This window comes from Pseudomonas thivervalensis, assembly GCF_001269655.1.
In the GTDB taxonomy this organism is placed as follows: Bacteria; Pseudomonadota; Gammaproteobacteria; order Pseudomonadales; family Pseudomonadaceae; genus Aquipseudomonas; species Aquipseudomonas thivervalensis.
Genome location: NZ_LHVE01000001.1, coordinates 51609 through 76319, shown reverse-complemented (window position 1 = coordinate 76319; position 24711 = coordinate 51609). Strand labels below are relative to the sequence as shown.

Annotated in this window: 10 protein-coding genes and 1 pseudogene; 3 read left to right on the top strand and 8 right to left on the bottom strand. The window is 61.6% G+C overall.

What is annotated here, in order from left to right; genetic code table 11:
- Positions 1-117: 117 nt before the first annotated feature.
- From AD659_RS00265 to AD659_RS00240, 6 genes are all read right to left on the bottom strand, one after another.
- Positions 118-978 (bottom strand): ABC transporter ATP-binding protein, encoded by an 861-nt coding sequence (locus tag AD659_RS00265; RefSeq protein WP_053117182.1) that lies wholly within the window; start codon positions 976-978, stop codon positions 118-120.
- 5 nt (positions 979-983) lie between these two features.
- Entirely contained in the window at positions 984-2009 is a 1026-nt protein-coding gene (locus tag AD659_RS00260) for an ABC transporter substrate-binding protein (RefSeq protein WP_053117180.1), read from the bottom strand.
- A gap of 37 nt (positions 2010-2046) precedes the next feature.
- Entirely contained in the window at positions 2047-2949 is a 903-nt protein-coding gene (locus AD659_RS00255) for a TauD/TfdA dioxygenase family protein (RefSeq protein ID WP_053117176.1), read from the bottom strand.
- Positions 2950-3391: 442 nt separating this feature from the next.
- Complete coding sequence (locus tag AD659_RS00250) at positions 3392-4759, bottom strand: HlyD family type I secretion periplasmic adaptor subunit (RefSeq protein ID WP_053117173.1); 1368 nt, start codon at positions 4757-4759, stop codon at positions 3392-3394.
- The gene (locus tag AD659_RS00245; protein WP_053118167.1) at positions 4749-6905 is read right to left on the bottom strand and encodes a type I secretion system permease/ATPase; all 2157 of its coding nucleotides are present in this window, start codon (positions 6903-6905) and stop codon (positions 4749-4751) included. The genes AD659_RS00250 and AD659_RS00245 overlap by 11 nt, the downstream gene beginning before the upstream one ends.
- A 37-nt stretch (positions 6906-6942) precedes the next feature.
- Positions 6943-8292 (bottom strand): TolC family outer membrane protein, encoded by a 1350-nt coding sequence (locus tag AD659_RS00240; RefSeq protein WP_053117171.1) that lies wholly within the window; start codon positions 8290-8292, stop codon positions 6943-6945.
- Positions 8293-8650: 358 nt separating this feature from the next.
- Here AD659_RS00240 and AD659_RS30405 point away from each other — a divergent pair.
- The 3 genes and pseudogenes from AD659_RS30405 to AD659_RS00230 form a co-directional block, all read left to right on the top strand.
- A pseudogene (locus tag AD659_RS30405) lies at positions 8651-9028 on the top strand (retention module-containing protein); the annotation flags it as partial.
- 144 nt (positions 9029-9172) lie between these two features.
- The gene (locus AD659_RS00235) at positions 9173-20428 is read left to right on the top strand and encodes an immunoglobulin-like domain-containing protein (RefSeq protein ID WP_428838848.1); all 11256 of its coding nucleotides are present in this window, start codon (positions 9173-9175) and stop codon (positions 20426-20428) included.
- Between the two features lie 183 nt (positions 20429-20611).
- Positions 20612-20950: a hypothetical protein gene (locus tag AD659_RS00230; RefSeq protein WP_014335964.1), complete on the top strand. Its 339-nt coding sequence runs from the start codon at positions 20612-20614 to the stop codon at positions 20948-20950.
- A gap of 228 nt (positions 20951-21178) precedes the next feature.
- On the opposite strand, the gene AD659_RS00225 is transcribed toward AD659_RS00230, so the two are convergent.
- Both AD659_RS00225 and lapD read right to left on the bottom strand, forming a co-directional pair.
- Positions 21179-21550 carry a DUF6124 family protein gene (locus AD659_RS00225; RefSeq protein ID WP_053117167.1) on the bottom strand — a complete coding sequence of 124 codons (372 nt, stop codon included), beginning with the start codon at positions 21548-21550 and terminating at the stop codon, positions 21179-21181.
- Positions 21551-22753: 1203 nt separating this feature from the next.
- Positions 22754-24700, bottom strand: a complete 1947-nt coding sequence (gene lapD, locus AD659_RS00220) for a cyclic di-GMP receptor LapD (RefSeq protein ID WP_053117165.1) — start codon at positions 24698-24700, stop codon at positions 22754-22756.
- Positions 24701-24711: the final 11 nt, after the last annotated feature.

The following is a 24711-nucleotide window of genomic DNA, read 5'->3' as shown; positions in this document are numbered from 1 at the left end:
CACCGCCCCGTAGGAGCTGTCGAGTGCAACGAGGCTGCGATCTTTCCCCTGACGCTTGAGTCTCGGACGAAAGATCAAAAGATCGCAGCCTCGTTGCACTCGACAGCTCCTACAGGGTCAGTAGGCGATACGGATGTCGGTGAAATCCAGCTCTCGCTCGGTTTCAGGCGGCTGACCTTCATTGAACAGCAATCCATGAATCCGCCGCGCCGTGTGTTGGAACCCGACGCCGCCGAGGCTGTGCAGATCGTATTGATGGCTGTGGATCTCCGCCCGGACCCGTCCCGGGTGCGGTGACAACAGCAGGATGCGATTGCCCACCACCAACGCTTCTTCGATGGAGTGGGTGACGAACAGCAACGTGAAACGCACTTCCTCCCAGAGCAGCAGCAATTCTTCCTGCATCTTGCGTCGGGTCAGGGCATCGAGGGCGGCGAAGGGTTCGTCCATCAGGAGGATTTTCGGTTGCATTGCCAACGCCCGGGCAATCGCGACGCGGGCTTTCATGCCGCCGGACAACGTGTGGGGGTAGGCATCGGCAAACGCCGCCAGCCCGACCTTGTCGAGATAGTGCAACGCCCGCTCCTCGGCTTCGCGACGCTTGAGCGTGCCCGACGCCAGCAGGGCAAACATCACGTTCTGCTTGACGGTTTTCCACGGTGGCAGTTGGTCGAACTCCTGAAACACCACAATGCGATCCGGGCCCGGTGCGCGGACGGTTTGGCCTTGCAAGCGAATCTCGCCTTCGCACGGCGCGATGAAACCGCCAATGGCCTTGAGCAGTGTGGACTTGCCGCACCCGGACGGGCCGAGCAGTACGAAGCGGTCCGCCGGATCGACCTCGAAGCTCACTTGGTGGGTGGCCCGCACCACTCGTTGCGGGGTGCGGTATTCCAAGCTGACGTTATCCACCGACAACAACGCCGTGCCGGTGGAGGTGGGGTTGCTGGCCGCGTGGCCTTGCAATGGCGCGTTCATGACGATCAGCTCCCCTGCAACGGTTTGGCGTCTTGGAAGAAATAGTCCTCCCACGAAGCCGGCTTGTTCTTGATGGCGCCGACGCGGTAGAGGAATTCCGCCAGCGGGTAAGTGTTTTTCGGGGTGACGGTGAATTCGATCTGCGGGTTGTCGATGATCTTCAGCAAGGTCGCCCGGTCGATCTTGGCCTTGGTCACCCGCAGGTAGGTGTCCGCCGCCGCGCCTTTGTCCTTCTGGGCGAACTCGGCCGCTTCGGTCAGGGCCTCGACGAAGGCCTTGTAGGTCTTCGGGTTCTCGTCGCGGAATTTTTCGGTGGCGAACAGCACCGTGGGCGAATTCGGCCCGAGCACGTCATAGGAGTTGAGTACGACGTGGACGTTGGGGTTTTGCAGGGCCTGGTCCTGGAACGGCGGGTTGGAAAAGTGCCCGCTCAACTCTGTACCACCGGCAATCAGCGCGGCCGTGGCGTCCGGGTGCGGGACGGCCAGGGTGTACTTGTCGAGGCGATTGAAGTCCTTGTCGCCCCACTGTTTCGCGGCGGCGTATTGCAGGAAGCGCGACTGCACGGAGACACCCACCGCCGGCACCGCGATGCGGTCCTTTTCGGTGAAGTCGGCGATGGTCTTGACCTTCGGGTTGTTGCTCAACAGGTAATAGGGAAAGTTGCCCAGGGAGGCCACGGCCTTGACGTTCTGCTTGCCACGGGTGCGGTCCCACACCGTCAACAACGGCCCGACGCCGGCCCCGGCAATGTCGATGGAGCCCGACAACAACGCATCGTTGACCGCCGCGCCGCCTGATAGCTGGGTCCAGTCGACCTTGATGTCGATGCCCTCTTCCTTGCCGTGTTTCTCGATCAGTTGCTGGTCACGGACCACGTTCAGCAACAGGTAAACGATGCCGAACTGCTCGGCGATGCGAATCTCGCCCTCGGCGTGAGCACTGGCCGGCGCGACCAGGCTGCCGGCCAGCAAACTGAACCCCAGACCGATGGCAGCGGCCAGCGGTGCAAAAGCAATGCGTGTGGACATGGTGATTCTCCGGGCTCTTTGCGCGCTGCGCAGCCGATCAGAAAGGGGCGTCGCCCTGGATGGTGGTGCGATACAGCTTGCGGCGCAGATGGCTCGGGCACCCGGCGGCCAAGTGGATCAGCGAGCGGTTGTCCCAGAACACCAGGTCGTGGGGCTGCCATTGGTGGCGATAGATGTTCTGGGGCAGCACGCTGTGGGCATACAGCTCCGTCAGGATGGCTTGGCTTTCATCCTCCGGCAGGCCAACGATGCGGGTGGTGAACCCCTCGCTGACGAACAACGCCTTGCGCCCGGTTTCCGGGTGGGTGCGGACAATCGGATGGACGACTTCGGCGACCTGGGCCAGTTGTTCAGGCGTCAACGTCGGGCGCCAGTTGCCTTCGAATTTGGTTTCGCTGTAGCGCGCCGTGTAGGAATGGGCCGCCGAACGGCCTTCGACCGCTTTACGCAATGCGTCGGGCAAACCGTCCCAGGCCTTGTGCATGTCGGCGAACAGCGTGTCGCCGCCTTCGCTCGGCAGTTCCTGGGCATGAAGCATCGAGCCGAGGCTGGGCAATTCTTTATAGGAAAGGTCCGAATGCCAGAACTTGCCGGCATCCCCCAGGCCGATGGATTGGCCGTTTTCGATGATGTTGGAAACGATGAGGATTTCCGGATGCCCGGCCAGCAGGAACTGCTTGAGCACATGGATCTGCAGCACGCCAAAACGACGGCTGAAAGCGATGTGCTGTTCGGGGGTGATGCGTTGGTCGCGGAACACCACGACGTGATAGTCCAGGTGCGCACGGTGGATGCGGGCGAAGTCCTGGTCATTGATCGGTCGGGACAGGTCCAGCCCGACGATCTCGGCACCCACGGCATCGGGGAACGGGCGAATGTCGAACGACTGCGGCGCAATGTTCGCGATAGGTGAATCTGGAGAATAAGAGACGGCTGGCATACATCACTCCCACGCACGGCGCGCTTCAATGGGCGCGCAATCGATCAAAACTCACGGGGTCACCGTGTTGGTTTGTGTCGTGCGGCGCGCCGATTGGTCGGCAGGTACGCAGGGGGATGACTTTAAGGGTATAAGAAACGAAATTTAAATATTAAAAATGCATAACCATATGGCAGAACCTGCGGCAGCAACTCTGATCCTGTGGGAGCGCCGCGGTCCTGTGGCGAGGGAGCTTGCTCCCGCTGGGGCGCGCAGCGGCCACAAAAAAGCGATGAGCGCTACGCACTCAAGCGGGAGCAAGCTCCCTCGCCACAAAGGCCTCAAACCTTCAAACCCTCAAGCCTTCAAGCCTTCAAGCCTTCAAGCCCTAAAGGCCTCAAGCCCTAAAGGCCTCAAACCCTCAAGCCATAAATCGGCAGCTTGAGGAGTCAGCTCTGAGGTGCTACCGCTCGTGCAACGCCTCGGACCGGGCCTTGATGATCGGCTTGAGCAGGTAGCTCAGCACGGTTTTCTTGCCGGTGATGATGTCCACCGACGCCACCATCCCAGGGATGATCAGCAAGGGCTTTTCAGGCGTGCCCAGGTGGCTGCGTTCGGTGCGCAGCTTGATGATGTAGTAGGTGGTTTTCTTGTCTTCATCGGTGATGGTGTCGGCACCGATCTGTTCCAGCTTGGCTTTCATCCCACCGTAGATGGTGTAGTCGTAGGCGGTGAATTTTACCGTGGCGTCCTGGCCGGGGTGCAGGAAGGCGATGTCCTGGGGACGGATTTTCGCTTCCACCAGGAGGGTGTCGTCCAGCGGCACGATTTCCACCAGGTCGCTGCCGGGCTGGATCACCCCGCCGATGGTGTTCACCAGCAGTTTATTGACAATGCCGCGCACCGGCGAGGTCACCAGGGTACGGCTCACACGGTCCTCCAGGGCCTTGCCGGTGGCTTGGGCCTTGTTCAGGTCGGTGCGTGCTTCGTTGAGTTGGGTCAGGGCTTCGCTGCGGAATTTTCCGCGGGTCTCGTCGATCTTGCGCTGCACTTCCTTGATCGCCGACTCGGCGCGAGGAATCGCCAGCGTCGTGGCGTCCAGTTGCCCGCGGGTCTCGACTTCGGCGCGCTTGAGCCGCAGCACTTCCACCGGCGACACCGCGCCTTGGGCTACCAGCGGCTCGGACATGTTGATTTCCTGGCGTTGCAGCGCCAGGCCGGAGCGGTACTGCGCCTGCTTGGACACAAACTCGCGCAGCTCTTGCTGACGCTGGATCAACTGCTCCTGCAAGCCACCAATTTCATCGTGCAACTGCTGGCGGCGGCTGATGTACAGCGACTCTTCACTGGCGGCCTGGCCCGGCACCGCCTTGAGCACATCGACCGGGAAGTTCAGCGGCCGGTCATCGACCTCGGCACTCAGGCGCTCGACCCGCAACAGCATGGACAGGCGATCCGCTTCGGTCTCGCCGACGTTGGAGACGAACCGCGTGTCGTCCAGGCGAATCAGCGACGCGCCGGCTTCGACGATCTGCCCTTCCTTGACGAACAGCTCTGCAACGATGCCGCCTTCCAGGTTCTGGATCTTCTGGATCTTGGACGATGGAATCGCCTTGCCGTCGCCCTTGGTCACTTCGTCGATCTCGGCGAAGTTGGCCCACAGCACCAGGAATACAAAAAAGCCGATGATGCCCCAGATCGTCAAACGCACCACCCGGGGAGCGTCCTCGATCAGGGCTTTGTTGACCTCGGGCAGCGGTTGGCCGTGCAGCGAGTCGGTGCCTTTGAAATAGCGGCCCACCGCGCCCTTCAAACCTGATTTAAGCAACACTGATCTGCCCCTTTTTCAACGCTTCCATGACAGCGGCTTTCGGACCATCGGCGAGGATCTGTCCACGGTCGATCACCAGCAGGCGGTCCACCAGCGACAGCAAGGATGCCCGGTGCGTCACCAGCAGCACGGTCTTGTTTTCCACCACGGCGGCCAGGCGCTGTTTCAAGCGCTCTTCACCGGTGTTGTCCATGGCGCTGGTGGGTTCGTCCAGCAGCAGGATGGGCGGGTTGAGCAGCAGCGCGCGGGCCAGGGCGACGTTCTGGCGCTGACCGCCGGACAGGTGCTGCCCGCGCTCACCGACTTGCAGTTCATAGCCTTGCGGATGCAGGCGGGCGAATTCATGCACACCTGCCAACTCGGCGGCCTGGAGCACCAGCTCGTCTTCGACATAGCGGGCGCCGGAGGTCAGGTTGTCCCGCAGGGTGCCGGACAGCAATTGGATGTCCTGGGGCACGTAGCCAATGTTGTAGCGCAGCTCGCTGACGTCGATCTGGCGGATGTCCACGCCGTCCACCAGCAAGGCGCCGTCGTCAGGCTGGTAAAGCCCCACCAGCAACTTGGCCAGGGAGCTCTTGCCCGAGCCACTGCGGCCGATGATGCCGATTTTCTCGCCTGGCTTGATCACCAGGTTGATGTTCTTCAGCGCGGGGTTCTGCTGGTTCGGGTAGGTGAAATTCAACTGACGGCATTCAACGGCGCCCTGCAGGACCTTGCGGCTCAGCGGGCGCTCGTCGAAATTGCGCTCTTGGGGCAGCTCCATCATCTGGTCGACCGAGGTCATGGTCACCCGTGCCTGCTGGTAACGGGTCAGCAGGCCCGACAGCGAGGCCAACGGGCTGAGGGCGCGGCCGCTGAGCATGTAGCAGGCCACCAGCCCGCCCATGCTCAGGTTGCCGGCGATGATCAGGTAAACGCCGAAGACGATCATGATCACCCCGGCCAATTGCTGGATCAGCAAGGTGATGTTCATCGCCAACCCGGACAGCAACTTCACCCGCAGTTCGAGGCGGCTGAGGGTGCCGATGGTCTGCTCCCATTGGTACTGACGTTCGCTCTCGGCGTTGTTGACCTTCACCGCGTCCAGGCCGGCCAGGGTTTCGATCAGGCTGGATTGGCGCTCGGCGCCCAGGGCCATGGTGCGCTCCATGGTCGCTACCAACGGTTTCTGCAAGGCATAGCCGATCAGCAGGGCGATGGGGAACGCCAGCACCGGAATCCACACCAGGTGCCCTCCGATAATCGCGATGACCATAAAGATCAGCAGGGTGAACGGCAGGTCGATCAGGCTGGTGAGGGTCAGCGAGGCGAGGAAGTCCCGCAGGCTCTGGAATTCATGGATGTTCTGGGCAAAGCTGCCGACCCGTGCCGGGCGGTATTTCATGGCCATGCCGACGATGCGCTCGAACAGCGTCGCCGAGATGATCAGGTCGGTTTTCTTGCCCGCCAGGTCCAGGCACAAACTGCGCAGCATCTTGAGGATCAGGTCGAACACATAGGCGCCGGTGATGCCGACGGCCAGCACCCACAGGGTCGACTCGGCCTGGTTCGGCACCACGCGATCGTAGACGTTCATCACGAACAGCGGCGCAGCCATGGCGATGATGTTGATCAGCAAGCTGGCGGCGATGGCATCGGCGTACAGCCAGCGGGACCGTTTGAGGGTGTCGCGGAACCACGAGCGCGCCCGGGGAATGAGCGTGCCGTGGTTAACGTCAAATTTATGCTGCGGTTGGGCGAAGAACACCTTGCCGCTGTAGTCATCGGCCAGCAGCTCGCGGCTGACGGTTACCTCACCGCCGTCGCTTTCGCTGAGCAGCAATCGCGCCTGGTCGTCACCGACCCAGCCCAGCAGCACGGCGCTGCGGCCGTCTTTAAGCAGTAGCAGCGCCGGCATGGCGATGGTCGGAATTTGCTCGAGCTTGCGTTGCAGCACCCGGCCTTGCAGACCGGCACGGGCCGCCGCGCGCGACAATAATTCGACGCTCAGCCGTTGCTTGGGCAACGGCAGGCCGGTGGTGAGCATCGCCGCGCTGGCCGGTTTCTGATGCAACATGCAGAGCGCCAGCAGACCGTCCAGCAGCGGGTCGTCGTGCAGCGTGCGCGGGTCATGAACTAGTTCGACTGGACTGACTTCTGATTCCACGCTCGGCACTCTGACTGATTAAAACGGGTGGTAGGACTCAATTCATCCCAGGCAACTGAACCTTGGGCTTCATGTCGTTCTGCACAACCGATGCCAACGGCGCGACCACACCCTGGCTTTTCAACAGTTGGCCCATGGTTGCCTTGATCCGGTACTGGGTGAACAGCTGCACATTCTTGATTTCCGCCAGGCGACGGGAAGCGCTGAACAGCTCGTTTTCGCTGTCGAGCAAGTCGAGCAGGGTCCGCTCGCCAAGGCTGAACTGCTTCTGGTAGGCGGTGCGCACGTTGGCGCTGCGGTCCACGTATTGTTGAGCGACCGGCACCTGGGCGTTGGCGTTGTTCAAGGCGTTCCAGGCCAGGCCCAGCTCTTCGTTCAACTGGCGCAGCGCGTTGTTGCGAATGTCCAGGGCCTGGTTGGACAGGTACGACTTGGATTCCAGGTCGGCCTTGTTGCTGCCACCGGCATACAGGTTGAAACGCATGCGCAGCATGGCTTGCCATTCGTTGTTGTGACCGTTCTGGCCGTCCAGGTCGTTGTCGGCGGTGCGACCCAACTCGGCGTCGAAACGTGGGTAGAAGCTCGACTTGGCGGCTTCGTACTGTTGCTCGGCGGCGGCGATGTCGGCTTCGGCCGAACGCAGCACCGGGCTGTTTTCCAGCATCTGGGTGCGGGCTTCGGTCAGGTTGGCCGGCAACAGCGCCATAAAATCGGCGGGACGCTCCAGTTGATCGGGCAGTTGGCCAACGGCACTGAGGTAGTTGGTCTCGGCATCGGCCAGGTTGGTTTGTTCGGTGATCAGGTTGTTGCGGGCCTGAGCCATGCGCGCTTCGGCCTGGTCCAGGTCGGCGCCGCTGCCCACGCCACGGGAGGTGCGCAGCTTGATCTGATCGAAGATGCGTTCGTGGCTCTTGAGGTTTTCCTCGGCCAGGCGCACGAACTCGCGACGGGTCAGCACGTCCAGGTAGACCTGGGCCACCGTCAAACCGGTGCGCTCGGAGGCGTCCAGCAACGAGTAGGCACGGGCATTGACGGTGGCTTGTTGACGCCCCACTTCGCTGGACGTCGCAAAACCGTCAAAAACCATTTGCGACAGGCGCAGGCTCGACTCACTGCGATTCAGGGTTTCCCAGTGGTTAGTACCGCCCGAGCGAGTGGTGACACTGTCGGTGCCTTCACGGCCATACCCGGCTGCAAGGTCCACTCTAGGCAGGTAGCCGCCCTTGGCCGCCTTGAGTTGGTAATCCGCCGCGAGACGGCTGTTCACACCCGCCTGGATTTCCGGATGGACATCCAAAGCCTGCTGCATGGCCTGCGGCAAGGTTTGTGCTTGTACGAAACTGGCGGCGAGGACGAAAGGTAAAGCCTTGAGCAGGTGCGAACGCATGTCGGATTATTCCCAGAACTCTTGTCTTGAATCACAGCGAAACGTGGCGCTGCATCGGATGATGGCAACCGGAATGACCGTATGTCGGAAAGTTCAAAACAGGAGCTGGAACACGCACTGAAAGAACAGGTCGCCGCTTAAATATCAATGTGACATTACGTCGGCGATTGTTTAGGATGGCCGGCAGAAGGTCAATAGTTTGGCACAAACAAAATAATCGGCAAAAGCACAGCCAAAATATTGACAGCACAAAGCGTCAAATAACCTTACTTTGTGAACATGAACGTCCAGACCGCTGCTGCCCAAAAGCCGCCGGGTCCATGGAAGTCTACTGAGCGTGGCACCCGGAGAGTCTTCAATGAGCAGTGTTATTGCCGTTGTCAAAAGCATTGTTGGTCAGGTTTTCGTCGTATCCCCAGAGGGCATCCGGCGCGTACTCATTGAAGGTGATCGCCTGAACGTAGGCGACCAGTTGGACACCGGCCCTGCCGGCGCCGTCACATTGGAACTGGCCGATGGCCGCACCCTGGACCTGGGCCGCGACACCCAGTGGAGCGCCAATGCCCCGGACTCATCCACTGACCTGGCACAAGCCACCGCCCAGGCCGCGCCGTCGGTAGAAGAGCTGCAACAAGCCATCGCCGCGGGCGTCGACCCGACGACCGCCCTGGAAGCCACCGCCGCCGGCGCCACTGCCGCGGGTACGGGTGGTGCCGCCGGTGGCGGTCACAGCTTTGTGGTGCTGGATGCCACCGCTGGCAGCGTCGACCCTACCGTCGGTTTCCCAACTGAGGGCCTCGCTGCGGCTGCAGCCACCGATGACAACATCCTGGGTGGCGATACCACGGATACGACCGCGAACGCCGTGCTCAATGCGACCATGACCCTGAGCGCCACGCCGACCTTGACCGAGGCGGGCGGCGTGCTGGTGTACACCGCGACCGTGACCCAGGCCCCGCAGACCAACCTGACCGTGACCTTGTCCAACGGCGCGGTCATCGTGATCCCGGCCGGACAGCTGACCGGCACCGTTAACGTTCCACTCGCACCGAATGACACGGTCTACAACGACCCAAGCCAGATCAGCGTGACCGTCACCGGCACCACCGGCGGCACCGGCATCGCCGTGACCCTGCCCACCACGCCAGCCGTGACCCAGATCACCGACACCGTCGACACCACCACTGTCACCCTGAGTGCGGGCAATACCGTTACCGAAGGCGGGCAAATCACCTACACCGCCACGCTGACCAACCCGGCTCAAACTCCGGTGACTGTGACCTTGAGCAACGGCTCGGTCATTACCATTGCTGCTGGCCAGACGACCGGCACCGTCAACGTCGATACCCCGGCCAATGACGTCTACAACAACGGCAGCACCGTCAGCACCACCATCACCGGTACAACGGGTGGCAACTTTGAAAATCTGGTGCCGAGCACTGCGCCTGCGGTCACCACGATTACTGATTCGGCGGATACCACTGGCCTGACCCTGACGGCCAGCAACACCATCACCGAAGGCGGTTCGATTGTTTACACCGCGACCCTGACCAACCCGGCCCAAACCCCGGTGACTGTGACCTTGAGCAATGGCTCGGTCATTACCATTGCTGCTGGCCAGACGACCGGCACCGTCAACGTCGATACCCCGGCCAATGACGTCTACAACAACGGCAGCACCGTCAGCACCACCATCACCGGTACAACGGGTGGCAACTTTGAAAATCTGGTGCCGAGCACTGCGCCTGCGGTCACCACGATTACTGATTCGGCGGATACCACTGGCCTGACCCTGACGGCCAGCAACACCATCACCGAAGGCGGTTCGATTGTTTACACCGCGACGCTGACCAACCCGGCTCAAACTCCGGTAACCGTGACTTTGAGCAACGGCTCGGTCATTACCATTGCCGCAGGCCAGACGACCGGCACCGTTAACGTCGAGACGCCAGCCAATGACGTCTACAACAACGGCAGTACCGTCAGCACTACGATTACCGGCGCAACCGGCGGCAACTTCGAAAACCTGGTCCCGAGTACTGCGCCTGCGGTCACCACGATTACCGATTCGGCCGACACCACCGGCCTGACCCTGTCTGCCAGCGAAACCATCACCGAAGGCGGCCAGATCACCTACACCGCGACGCTGACCAACCCGGCTCAAACTCCGGTGACTGTGACCTTGAGCAACGGCTCGGTCATCACCATTGCCGCGGGCCAGACGACCGGCACCGTTAACGTCGAGACGCCGGCTAATGACGTCTATAACAACGGCAGCACTGTCAGCACCACGATTACCGGTGCAACAGGTGGCAACTTCGAGAATCTGGTGCCGAGCACTGCGCCTGCGGTCACCACGATTACCGATTCGGTAGACACCACTACCGTGACGCTGACTGCTACGCCGACCGTGAATGAAAACGGCACCATCACTTACACCGCGACTCTGACCGATGCCAATGGCAATCCGGTCACGGCGCAGAACGGTCCGGTGACCGTGACCTTGGACAGCGGCAAGACCATCACCATCGCCGCTGGTGCAAGTTCGGGTGTACTGGACATAGCCGTTGGAAACGACGTTTACCAGGGTCCGACCACCGTCACTGAGTCGATTGCCTCGGCATCGGGCGGCAACCTCGAAGCCATCGCGCCAAACACCGCTCCGGTCAGCACCGTCGTCAGCGACGTCAACGACACCACCACCGTGACGTTGAGCGCCACGCCGACCGTGAACGAAAACGGCACGATCACCTACACCGCCACCCTGACCGGTGCCGACGGCAAACCCGTCACCGCGCAAAATGGGCCGGTTACCGTCACCCTCGACAGCGGCAAGACCATCACCATCGCCGCTGGTGCAAGTTCGGGTGTACTGGACGTAGCCGTTGGAAACGACGTTTACCAAGGTCCGACCACCGTCACTGAGTCGATTGCCTCGGCATCGGGCGGTAACCTCGAAGCTATTGCTCCAAACACCGCTCCGGTCAGCACCGTCGTCAGCGACGTCAACGACACCACCACCGTGACGTTGACTGCCACGCCGACCGTGAATGAAAACGGCACCATCACCTACACCGCGACCCTGACCGGTGCCGATGGCAAACCCGTCACTGCGCAGAACGGTCCCGTGACTGTGACCCTCGACAGCGGCAAGACCATCACCATCGCAGCGGGCGCAAGCTCGGGTGTGCTGGAGGTGGCCGTTGGCAATGATGTCTATCAAGGTCCTACGACCATCAGCGAAAGCATCAGTACCGCCACTGGCGGCAACCTCGAAGCCATCGCACCGAACACGACTCCAGTCAGCACCGTCGTCAGCGATGTCGATGACACCACCACGGTGACATTGACCGCGACACCAACCGTGAACGAAAACGGCACGATCACTTACACCGCGACCCTGACCGGTGCCGATGGCAAACCCGTCACCGCGCAAAATGGTCCGGTGACCGTGACGTTGGACAGCGGCAAAACCATCACCATCGCAGCGGGCGCGAGCTCGGGCGTCTTGGACGTAGCTGTCGGCAACGACGTGTACCAAGGCCCGACCACCGTCACCGAATCGATTGCCTCGGCATCGGGCGGTAACCTCGAAGCCATTGCTCCAAACACCGCTCCGGTCAGCACCGTCGTCAGCGACGTCAACGACACCACCACCGTGACGTTGACTGCCACGCCGACCGTGAATGAAAACGGCACCATCACCTACACCGCGACCCTGACCGGTGCCGATGGCAAACCCATCACTGCGCAGAACGGTCCGGTGACTGTGACCCTCGACAGCGGCAAGACCATCACCATCGCAGCGGGCGCAAGCTCGGGTGTGCTGGAGGTGGCCGTTGGCAATGATGTCTATCAAGGTCCTACGACCATCAGCGAAAGCATCAGTACCGCCACTGGCGGCAACCTCGAAGCCATCGCACCGAACACCGCTCCGGTCAGCACCATCGTTAGCGATGTCAACGACACCACCACGGTGACGCTGACCGCCACGCCGACCGTGAATGAAAACGGCACCATCACCTACACCGCGACCCTGACCGGTGCCGATGGCAAACCCGTCACTGCGCAGAACGGTCCGGTCACCGTCACGTTGGAAAGCGGCAAGACCATCACCATCGCAGCGGGCGCGAGCACGGGTGTGCTGGACGTGGCCGTTGGAAACGACGTTTACCAAGGTCCGACCACCATCACTGAGTCGATTGCCTCGGCATCGGGCGGCAACTTGGAAGCCATCGCACCGAACACCGCTCCGGTCAGCACCATCGTTAGCGATGTCAACGACACCACCACCGTGACGTTGACTGCTACCCCGACTGTGAACGAAAACGGCACCATCACTTACACCGCCACCCTGACCGGTGCCGACGGCAAACCCGTCACGGCGCAGAACGGTCCAGTCACCGTCACCCTCGACAGCGGCAAAACCATCACCATCGCTGCGGGGGCAAGCTCGGGCGTGTTGGACGTAGCGGTCGGCAACGACGTGTACCAAGGTCCAACGACGGTCACTGAGTCGATCAAAGGTGCATCCGGCGGCAACCTCGAAGCCATCGCGCCAAACACCGCGCCAGTCAGCACCGTAGTCAGCGACATCAACGACACCACCACCGTGACGTTGACCGCCACGCCGACCGTGAACGAAAACGGCACCATCACCTACACCGCGACCCTGACCGGCGCTGACGGCAAACCCGTCACCGCGCAGAATGGCCCAGTCACCGTCACCCTCGACAGCGGCAAGACCATCACCATCGCCGCCGGTGCAAGTTCCGGCGTGCTGGACGTGGCCGTCGGCAACGACGTGTACCAAGGTCCAACGACAGTTACTGAATCGATCAAAGGAGCGACTGGCGGCAACCTGGAAGCCATTGCACCAAACACCGCTCCAGTCAGCACCGTGGTCAGCGACGTCAACGACACCACCACCGTGACGTTGACCGCCACGCCGACCGTGAACGAAAACGGCACCATCACCTACACCGCCACCCTCACCGGTGCCGACGGTAAACCCGTCACTGCGCAAAATGGCCCGGTCACCGTCACGTTGGAAAGCGGCAAGACCATCACCATCGCCGCTGGCGCGAGCTCGGGTGTGTTGGATGTAGCTGTCGGCAACGACGTGTACCAAGGTCCAACCACCGTCACCGAATCGATCAAAGATGCATCCGGTGGCAACCTCGAAGCTATCGCGCCGAACACCGCTCCGGTCAGCACCGTCGTTAGCGATGTCAACGACACCACTACCGTGACATTGACCGCTACACCGACCGTGAACGAAAACGGCACCATCACCTACACCGCCACCCTGACCGGTGCCGACGGCAAACCCGTCACTGCGCAAAATGGCCCGGTCACCGTCACGTTGGAAAGCGGCAAGACCATCACCATCGCAGCAGGTGCCAGCTCGGGTGTGCTCGATGTCGCTGTGGGTAACGATGTTTACCAAGGTCCAACGACGGTTACTGAGTCGATCAAAGGTGCATCCGGCGGTAACCTGGAAGCCATTGCACCGAACACCGCTCCAGTCAGCACCGTGGTCAGCGATGTCAACGACACCACAACGGTGACATTGACCGCCACGCCGACCGTGAATGAAAACGGCACCATCACTTACACCGCGACCCTGACCGGCGCCGACGGCAAACCCGTCACCGCGCAAAATGGGCCAGTCACCGTCACCCTCGACAGCGGCAAGACCATCACCATCGCCGCCGGTGCAAGTTCCGGCGTGCTGGACATGGCCGTCGGCAACGACGTGTACCAAGGTCCGACCACCGTCACTGAGTCGATTGCCTCGGCATCGGGCGGCAACTTGGAAGCCATTGCTCCGAACACCGCTCCGGTCAGCACCGTCGTTAGCGATGTCAACGACACCACCACGGTGACATTGACCGCCACACCAACCGTGAACGAGAACGGCACCATCACCTACACCGCCACCCTCACCGGCGCCGACGGTAAACCGGTCATGGCGCAGAATGGCCCAGTCACCGTCACCCTCGACAGCGGCAAAACCATCACCATCGCTGCGGGGGCAAGCTCGGGCGTGTTGGACGTAGCGGTCGGCAACGACGTGTATCAAGGCCCAACCACCGTCACCGAGTCGATCAAAGATGCATCCGGTGGCAACCTCGAAGCCATCGCTCCAAACACCGCTCCAGTGAGCACTGTGGTCAGTGATATCAACGACACCACCACGGTGACATTGACCGCCACACCGACCGTGAACGAAAACGGCACCATCACCTACACCGCCACCCTGACCGATGCCGACGGCAAACCCGTCATCGCGCAAAATGGTCCAGTCACTGTCACCCTCGACAGCGGCAAAACCATCACCATCGCTGCCGGCGCAAGCTCGGGCGTGTTGGACGTAGCGGTCGGCAACGACGTATACCAAGGTCCAACGGCGGTCACCGAGTCGATCAAAGGTGCATCCGGCGGTAACCTGGAAGCCATCGCGCCAAACACCGCTCCGGTCAGCACCATCGTTAGCGACGTCAACGACACCACCACCGTGACGTTGACCGCGACACCAACCGTGAACGAAAACGGCACCATCACCTACACCGCGACCCTGACCGATGCTGACGGCAAACCCGTCATCGCGCAGAACGGTCCGGTGACAGTCACCCTCGACAGCGGCAAGACCATTACTATCGCAGCGGGCGCAAGCTCGGGTGCGCTGGATGTGGCTGTCGGCAACGACGTGTATCAAGGCCCGACCACCGTCACCGAAAGCATCAGTACCGCGACGGGCGGCAACCTCGAAGCTATCGCACCAAACACCGCGCCGGTTAGCACCATCGTCAGCGATGTTGATGACACCACCACGGTGACATTGACCGCCACACCAACCGTGAATGAAAACGGCACCATCACTTACACCGCCACCCTGACCGGTGCCGACGGCAAACTCGTCACTGCGCAAAACGGTCCAGTCACCGTCACTTTGGAAAGCGGCAAGACCATCACCATCGCTGCCGGCGCAAGCTCGGGTGTACTGGATGTGGCCGTCGGCAACGACGTGTATCAAGGCCCAACCACCGTCACCGAGTCGATCAAAGATGCATTCGGTGGCAACCTCGAAGCCATCGCTCCAAACACCGCTCCAGTGAGCACTGTGGTCAGTGATATCAACGACACCACCACGGTGACATTGACCGCCACACCGACCGTGAACGAAAACGGTACCATCACCTACACCGCCACCCTGACCGATGCCGACGGCAAACCAGTCATCGCGCAGAACGGTCCGGTGACCGTCACCCTCGACAGCGGAAAAACCATCACCATCGCTGCGGGTGCAAGTTCCGGCGTGTTGGACGTGGCCGTTGGCAACGATGTTTACCAAGGCCCAACTACAGTTACTGAATCGATCAAAGGCGCAACGGGTGGCAACCTCGAAGCCATCGCACCAAACACGGCGCCAGTCAGCACTGTGGTCAGCGATGTCGATGACACCACCACCGTGACATTGACCGCCACGCCAACTGTGAACGAAAACGGCACCATCACCTACACCGCCACCTTGACCGATGCCGACGGCAAGCCCGTTACCGCGCAAAACGGTCCGGTGACGGTGACGTTGGACAGCGGCAAGACCATCACCATCGCCGCGGGCGCAAGCTCGGGTGTGTTGGACGTAGCGGTCGGCAACGACGTGTACCAAGGTCCAACGACAGTTACTGAATCGATCAAAGGAGCGACTGGCGGCAACCTGGAAGCCATCGCACCAAACACGGCGCCAGTCAGCACTGTGGTCAGCGATGTCGATGACACCACCACGGTGACCTTGACCGCCACGCCAACCGTGAACGAAAACGGCACCATCACCTACACCGCCACCCTGACCGGTGCCGACGGCAAACCCGTCATCGCGCAGAATGGTCCGGTGACCGTCACCCTCGACAGCGGCAAAACCATCACCATCGCCGCCGGTGCAAGTTCGGGTGCGCTGGATGTAGCCGTTGGCAACGACGTGTACCAAGGCCCAACGACAGTTACTGAGTCGATCAAAGACGCATCCGGTGGCAATCTCGAAGCCATCGCCCCAAACACCGCCCCGGTCAGCACCGTGGTCAGCGACGTCAACGACACCACCACCGTGACGTTGACTGCCACACCGACCGTGAACGAAAACGGCACGATCACCTACACCGCCACCCTGACCGGCCCTGACGGCAAACCCGTCACCGCACAGAACGGTCCGGTGACAGTCACGCTCGACAGCGGCAAGACCATCACCATCGCCGCTGGCGCAAGCTCGGGCATCTTGGACGTAGCCGTTGGCAACGATGTCTACACCGGCGCGCCGTCTATCAGCGAGACGATCAAATCGGCCTCCGGCGGCAACCTCGAAGCCATCGCGGTCGATAAGACCGGCGCGTCGACGGCCGTGGGCGACACTGTCGACAACACCAGCGTCAGCATCACCGGCAGCACATCGGTCACCGAAGGCCAAGCCGCGACATACACCGTCAGCCTGACGAACCCGGCGCAAACCGAAGTGACGCTCAAGATCGTCTACAGCGGCACCGCCGCCGACGGCACGGACTTCACCGGCGTCTACACCGTGAAGATCCCGGCCAACGCCACCAGCGCGACCTTCAACGTGGCGACGCTGGATGACAAGATCACCGAAGGCACCGAAAACTTCGTGGTCAAGATCGACTCGGCCACCGGTGGCAACTTCGAGCACCTGGCGGTCAGCGGCACCAACGGCAGCGTCAGCACCTCGATCATCGACAACGATGCGCCGCCGGTACTCGACCTGGACGCCAACAACTCCAGCGGCAAGACCGGCGCCGATTACCAGGTGACTTTCACCGAAGGCACCACCGGCCCGGGCGTGTCCATCGCCGACACCGACCTGAAAATCACCGACCCGGACAGCACGATGCTGACCGGCGCCACCATCGTGCTGACCAACCGTCAGCCTGGCGATCATCTGAACCTGGGCAACAGCGTCAACGGCATCAGCATCAACGCCAACAGCACCGACGGCAAAGTCGTCCTGACGCTGACGGGCAATGCGACGCTGGCCGACTACATGCAGCAGATCAAGAACATCAGCTTCATCAATAACAGCGAAGACCCGAGCACAGTACCGCGCATCATCACCGTGACGGTGACCGACGGCGCGAGTTACTCCAACACCGCCACCACCACCGTGAACGTGGTCGGGGTCAACGACGCCCCCGTCGCCACCGGTGGCGCAGTGACGGGTACCGAAGACACTTCACTGGTCCTCGGCTGGTCGACGTTCGGCATCAGCGATGTGGACAGCGCCGCGGCCAGCCAGGGAGTGAAAATCACCGGGCTGCCGAGCGACGGCAAGTTGCAGTACCTGGACGGCGCAACCTGGAAGGACGTGGCCAACAACCAGACCTTCACCAAGGCTGACATCGACGCTGGCAAGCTGCGCTTCACCCCCGATGCCAACGAATCCGGTGCCAATGGCAACCCGGCCGGCGTGGGCAATCAAAAGGCCGACTACGCGCAAATCAGCTTCCAGCCAACCGACGGCCAGACGCTGGGCAATACCGGCACCGTGAAGATCGACATCACGCCGGTCGCCGACGCACCGAGCCTCAACGTGGCCGGCAACAACGTGACCTCCACCGGTTTGATCAAGGAAGTCTGGACCGGCCTGTCGGGCCTGGGCACCGATGGCAGCGGCGCGCCGTCCGGCACGCTCAAGTCGGTGATCGATGCCGCCGGCACGCCGAACAGCAGCACCAATGTGAGCAACGTTCAGAACGACGGCAACGTCAATCCGGGCACCGCGTCGAAAACTTCAGGGCTGATTTTCCTCGAGGCCGGCAAGACCTACACCTTCAGCGGCACGGGCGATGACAGCCTGCTGGTGACCATCGGCGGCAAGACCGCCGCGGCAACCACGTGGGGTGCGGGCGGTCAGTTGAACGGTTCGTTCACGCCAACCGCCAGCGGCTACTACACCCTGGACATCTACCACCACAACCAGACCGGCCCGGGCAGCTACGACGTGAACCTGTCGGTCAACGGCAGCACGCCAGTGGACCTGAGCAATGCCGGCGTGCCGCTCTACACCGGTGTGACCGACCTGGCGAACGCGGGCGTGACCGTCTCCGACCTGCACGGCACCAACGGCGAAGGCTACTACGACGGCTTCAAGCTCAACGAAGGCGCCGAAGGCACCAGCGTGCACCTGTCGAAGATCACCACCGCCCTGACCGACACCGACGGCTCCGAAAGCCTGAGCGTGAAGATCGGTGGCATTCCGGAAGGCAGCGTACTGACCGACGGCGCCGGCCATACCGCGACCGTGGGCAGCAACGGCGAAGCCTCGGTCACCGGCTGGAACCTGGGCAGCCTGACCCTGACCCCACCGACCTACTACCACGGCCAGTTCAACCTGACCGTGACCTCGACGTCCACCGAAGCCCTTGGCGGCTCGGCGGTCAGCACGGCGCAGATTCCTGTCACGGTGTATCCGGCCACCTACAACGCAGTCACCGCCACGTCCGGCAGCGACAACGTCACCGGCACCGACGGCAACGACATTGTGGTCGCCGACATCGGTGGGCTGACCGTGGTGCCAGGGGTCAACTACAACATCGCCTTCATGGTCGACAGCTCCGGCAGCATGAGCGACTCGTCCATCGCAGCGGCGAAGGCCTCGCTGACTTCGGTGTTCAACACCCTCAAGCAGAGCCTGGGCAGCAACTCCGGGACGGTGAATATTTTCCTGGCGGACTTCGACAGCCAAGTGAACAACACGGTCTCGGTCAACCTCAACGACTCGAACGCCTTGACCCTGCTCAAGGGCCTGCTCGACTCGATGGTGTCCGGTGGCGGTACCAACTATGAAGACGTGTTCAAGACCACGGCGAACTTCTTCAAGAGCACCGAAGCCCTGAACAACACCGGGGCGAAGAACCTCACGTACTTCATCACCGACGGCAAGCCGACTTACTACCAGACCGACGAACAAGGCAACCCAACGCTTTACGGCACCGTCAAGCTCGACGACGTCTTGAGCGCGGCCAACTACAGCGTCGGCAAGTACTACACCCAGACGATCGACAGCACACACAAGTACACCATCTACGAAAACGGCGAGATGTACCTGTCGACCAAAAGCGGCAAGAAATGGATCGACAGCTATGTGGGCACGGTGCATGCCGAGGGCAATGGCACCTTCGAAGTGTCGAACCAGGGCGGCACCGGTTATGGCGAGTACTGGAACTATATCGATTCGGCGGCTGGCTCGACCGATAGCTTCACGCTGCTCAAAGGCTTGAGCAACGTCGAAGCCATCGGCCTGAACAGCGATGTCACCCTGAACGACCTGAAGCCGTACGATTCGGACTCGGCACCACAGACCAACATCGACCCGAACAACCTGGCCAACTCAATCATCGGCCACACCGAAGCGACCCTGCCGGGTGCCGATACGGTCAACGGCGGCGAAGGCAACGACATCCTGTTCGGCGACCTGGTGAGCTTCAACGGCATTGCCGGCGAGGGCTACCAGGCCATCCAGGCTTTCGTCGCCCAACAGAGCGGCGTGGACGTCAGCAAGGTCACCACCAGCAATGTGCACCAGTACATCACCGAGCACTACACCGCGTTCGATGTGTCCGGTGCCCACGATGGCAATGACACCCTGTTGGGCGGCGCCGGCAACGACATCATTTTCGGCCAGGGCGGCAACGACACACTCAACGGTGGCAAGGGCAATGACATCCTGTTGGGGGGCACGGGTAACGACACGCTGATCGGCGGCCAGGGCAATGACACCCTGATCGGCGGCCTGGGGGGCGATACCTTTGTCTGGAAGTCCGGCGACACCGGCACCGATGTGATCAAGAACTTCAACGCCGGCGAAGGCGACCGGATCGACCTGCGGGATCTGTTGCAGGGCGAAACCGGCAGCACCATCGACCACTTCCTGAAAATCAGCACGGTCGATGGCGTATCGTCGCTGCAAGTCAGCACTTCCGGTCAGTTCAACGGGGCCAATGGGGCCGCTGCGACGCCGGACGTAACGATCAAGCTCGAAGGCAACAACTGGTCGAACGTGAACCTGAACTCGTTGATCGCCGGCAGCGACCCGACCATCAAGGTCGATCACAACAACAGCTGAGGCTGACACAAAAACCGTGGCGAGGGAGCTTGCTCCCGCTGGGGCGCGAAGCGGCCCCTGTTTTTTTGGGCTGCTGCGCAGCCCAGCGGGAGCAAGCTCCCTCGCCACAATAAGTGTTCATACTCCCCCACAGTTGGCCTATGCTGCCCAGCATGACGCCGCTTCATACATGAGGGATGCCCGATGTTTTATGTGCAACGCGATGCACAAGGCCTGCTGGTGCGCGTAGAAGCCACCGCATACGCCGAGGCCACCGAAACCTTGCCGGCCGACAACCACGAGATCCAGGACTGGTTCGCCAACCAGGCGGTGGAAAACAGCCTCAAGCAACTCAAGCAGAGCGACCTGGAAATGATCCGGGTACTCGATGACTTGATCCAGGTGCTGACCAGCAAAGGCGTCATCCGCGTCACCGACCTGCCACCGGCGGCCCAGGCCAAGCTGATGGATCGCAACCAGGCCCGGGAAGCCTTGGGCGGGTTGAGTCGGTTGATCGATGATGATGAGAAGGGGTTGATCTAGGCTGCCACGCCATTCCAGGCGGCACACAGCACCTGTGGCGAGGGAGCTTGCTCCCGCTCGGCTGCGCAGCAGTCGCAAAAATGGACAACGCGGTCAGCCTGGAAAATGCAGGGGCCTGCTTCGCAGGCCAGCGGGAGCAAGCTCCCTCGCCACAGGGTTTGGGGTTGTCTGGGCGGACGCCATCGCGAGCAAGCTCGCGATGGCAATCGCCAACTCACCGCAGGTCTGTCAGCCCGCCGCTTGAACCTCCAGCCGATCCATCGCCCGCTCCACCAACAAATGCACCCCATCGGCCATTCGGCTGATCGCCAGGATCACACTGCGGCGCGAGCCGTCGACGTCATCGGCCAGGTCGGCGGCGATGGCGCTGATGGACAGCAGGTCTTCGGAGGCATTGGCCAGCAGGGTTTCGGTGTCGATGTCAGGGGAGACCATGAAGAGCTGGGCAGTTTGGGTCTTTTCCGAGGCTTCATCGGTGGGTTTGGGATTGAGGTAGTAGTCGAGGGCGCGTTGGGCGGCTTCGTCGAGTTTTTTGGATTTCGAGGATTTGTCGGAGGCGTTGCCAGGGCTTCCTGGCGGATTCGGAGTGACCTTGAACATTAGAGATTCCCTAAACAGTTAAGTGGAAACCGTCACCGTTCGCTTGCACGCGAATAAGGGTGGCGACCGTACGCAGGTGTGCAAGACCGGGCCTGTTTAGGACACCCAGCAGATCCAAGGATCTCCTGCGTGCAGCCGCCATAAAGCCAGTGGGCAGAAGAAAGCCCCTGAGCGATGTAGCGTCGCATCCTAAACAGTTTGTTCGGACTTGCACGTCCGTGTCACCGTTTTTTCAGTGACAAACCCAGACTAGCCACGAGACAGACGCCGGACAAGTTCACCAAGTTCGCTACAACTCGAAGGAAATCTCCTAGGACGTTACTTTTAGAAGGGGTGTATATCCGTTTCTGCGGTAACGGCTGCTTAGGGTTCCGCCCTGACGGCGGGTCACTTTTGAAAAGCCCGGAAGCCGGCCCAGTCAAAAGTAACCAAAACGCTTCTGCCCCACCACTCGGCACCTCGCTTAGGCTCGGTGTGCCCGAGATCAACGTCCACCGCGAGGCGGCCTAGTAGCCGACCTGGTTCTTCATGGGGACCGCGTTTCTCCTGTGGGAGCGAGCCTGCTCGCGATGAGGCCAGCAAGCCCAACATCCATGTGACTGAACCACCGCTATCGCAAGCTCGCTCCCACAATGTTTACCGTTGATCAATCTGTGGCGTGATGGTTGGGAAGCTTTTGTGGCGAGGGAGCTTGCTCCCGCTTGAGTGCGCAGCGCTCATCGCTTTTTTAGGGCCGCTGCGCGACCCAGCGGGAGCAAGCTCCCTCGCCACAGGGTCGTGCAGTTCCCAAAAATCTTGTGAGTATCCAACACCACCGCAAACTGACCCTCCGCCTTCGCGAGCAAGCCCGCTCCCACAGGAAAAACGCGGTCCCCAGCAAGAGCCAGGCCGGCTCTCAGGCCGCCTCGCTTTTGCTTTTGATCTGGAGGCCCCGTTAACCACGATGGCCGAACGCAGGCATTGCGCAGTGGGCATCCCGGCATGGATGCCGGGATAGCCGCGCTGGGCCATGGATGGCCCTTCGCGGCGGGCCCACGGAGCAATGCCTTCGTTCGGGCATGCCGAGCCTAAGCGAGGCACCGAGTGGTGGGGCAAGCCTTTTTTGCTTACTTTTTTTGGCGTTTGAAAAAAAGTGAGCCGCCGTAAGGGCGGAACCCTAAGCAGCCGTTACCGCAGAGATGGATATGTACTCAATCAGAAGACTCACTCCCAACGCCGAGGCTCACCCACCAACTGCCCCTGCACCCCAAACAACCCCATCTCCCGAATCACCGCCAACTCCCCCTCCGTCTCAACCCGCTCAGCAATCAATGGCAGATCAATACTGTGAGCAGCCCGCTGAATGGCCTCGATGAACAAGCGCTTGTCGCTCTCCTGATCAATCGCACGAATATAACTGCCATCGATCTTCAAGTAAGCCAACCCCAGCCGCGACAGGTTGCCAATCATGCTGAACCGCCCACCAAACCGCTGCAGGCTCAAGGAGAAACCCAGCTCGCGCAATTGCCGGGTCAACTGCTCCAGCACCGCTTGCTCCGGTAGTTGCTCTTCACCAATCTCCAGGGTCAGGCGCAATCCAAGATTGGAATGCGCCCGCAGGATTTCAAAGACCTTGTTCAACGCCTGCGGATCGGCAAGCGTGGCGGAGGACAGGTTCAACGCCAGGGACTGCTCATGCCCAGCCATCTGCTTGAGCACCTGTTCAAGCATCAAGCGGTCCAGGCGCGCCGTCCAACCGAAGCGCTCCAACCAGGGCAGGAAACGCCCGGCGGGGATGGTCTGGCCCTGCTCGTCCAACAGCCGCGACAACACCTTGTAATGCAGCACCACCTGGGTGTCCTGGGCGGCCACCACCGGCTGGAAATACAACTCGAAGCGCTGATGACTCAGAGCCTGGTCGAGCAAATTGTGCCAGGCATGGTGATCATCACCGACACTGGCCGAGGCACTGTGGTCCAGGCAGGCCCAACCCGGTTCACCCTGGCTTTCGGCCTGAGCCAAGGCCTGGTCACCGAGCTGGAGCACCGCTTGCGGCGAGTCGCCATGGACGAACGGCGCCAGCCCGATGGAGGCCACCGACGCCACATCCGTCGCGCCTGTAGCGTGCAGGCTCGCCAACGCCGCTTCGAGGTTCTGCGCCAGTTGCAGCGCTTCCTCGCGCACCAGCCCCGGGGCCAGCACCGCAAACTCGCCGCCACGAATCCGCGTGACCAGGTTATGGGTTTCCGGGTAGCGGGCGCACTCACGCTGCAATTGCTCACCCACCGCCTGGAGCAACTGGTCGGTGCGCTGCCCGCCCAGCCGCTGGTTCAAACCGGCCAGGTCCTTGACCCGCAGCAACAGCAGGTAACCAGAACTGGCCTGCTCCGGGTTGCTCACCCGGGCATTGAGCTGCATTTCGAAATAGCGCCGGTTGGCCAGGCCTGTGAGGTTGTCCTGGTAGGACTCGACCCGCAGTTTCTCGCTGCGCTCGGCCTGCTCCTGGAACAGCGCCTTGAGTTTCTCGACCATCTGGTTCATCGCCTGCACCACACGGCGCAGTTCCGGGGTGCGCGGCAGTTCCGGCAGGCTCAGGAACTCACGGCGGGCAATGGCGTGGGACTGATGGACCATGTAGTCCAGCGGCTTGAGTTGACGACGCAGCAGCAAGGCCCCCAGCACCGCGCTCACGGCGCCGCACAGCAACAGCCAGCCCAGGCTGCCCAACGCGCTCTGCCACAGCTTGGCGAGGGCGAACATCGGGTGGCTGACCACTTCGACCCGCGCCGCCTGCTCCCAGCCGCGGCTGACGATGGCATCGCCACCGGCCGGCTCCAGGCCGATCAGCTTGACGAACCATTGCGGCACGCTGCCGGCGTCCGGCGTACCGGTGCGCTCCACCAGAGTCTTGTCGGTGGCCACGTCGACCACGCGGATGCTGGCGTAGTAGCCGCTGTCGAAGATCGAGCTGACCATCAACTCCACCATCGCGGGGTCGTCGATGTTCGGCGTCAACGACAGCGCCAGCGCCGTGGCCGCGTCCTGGGCGTGAGAGCGCAACTGGTTGACGTACTGGGCCCGCGAGCTTTCCAGGCTGACCATAAAGCTGCCGCTGAAGGCAACCACCAGGAACAGACAGATAGCGATCAACAGCTGTTTGAACAAGGACATCTGAGCGCGCG

What these genes read in the sequence shown, in the direction of transcription:
- AD659_RS00265 (WP_053117182.1), bottom strand. Translation starts at nt 978, where the DNA reads ATGAACGCGCCATTGCAAGGCCACGCGGCCAGCAACCCCACCTCCACC.
- AD659_RS00260 (WP_053117180.1), bottom strand. Translation starts at nt 2,009, where the DNA reads ATGTCCACACGCATTGCTTTTGCACCGCTGGCCGCTGCCATCGGTCTG.
- AD659_RS00255 (WP_053117176.1), bottom strand. Translation starts at nt 2,949, where the DNA reads ATGCCAGCCGTCTCTTATTCTCCAGATTCACCTATCGCGAACATTGCG.
- AD659_RS00240 (WP_053117171.1), bottom strand. Translation starts at nt 8,292, where the DNA reads ATGCGTTCGCACCTGCTCAAGGCTTTACCTTTCGTCCTCGCCGCCAGT.
- AD659_RS00235 (WP_428838848.1), top strand. Translation starts at nt 9,173, where the DNA reads ATGACCCTGAGCGCCACGCCGACCTTGACCGAGGCGGGCGGCGTGCTG.
- AD659_RS00230 (WP_014335964.1), top strand. Translation starts at nt 20,612, where the DNA reads ATGTTTTATGTGCAACGCGATGCACAAGGCCTGCTGGTGCGCGTAGAA.
- AD659_RS00225 (WP_053117167.1), bottom strand. Translation starts at nt 21,550, where the DNA reads ATGTTCAAGGTCACTCCGAATCCGCCAGGAAGCCCTGGCAACGCCTCC.
- lapD (WP_053117165.1), bottom strand. Translation starts at nt 24,700, where the DNA reads ATGTCCTTGTTCAAACAGCTGTTGATCGCTATCTGTCTGTTCCTGGTG.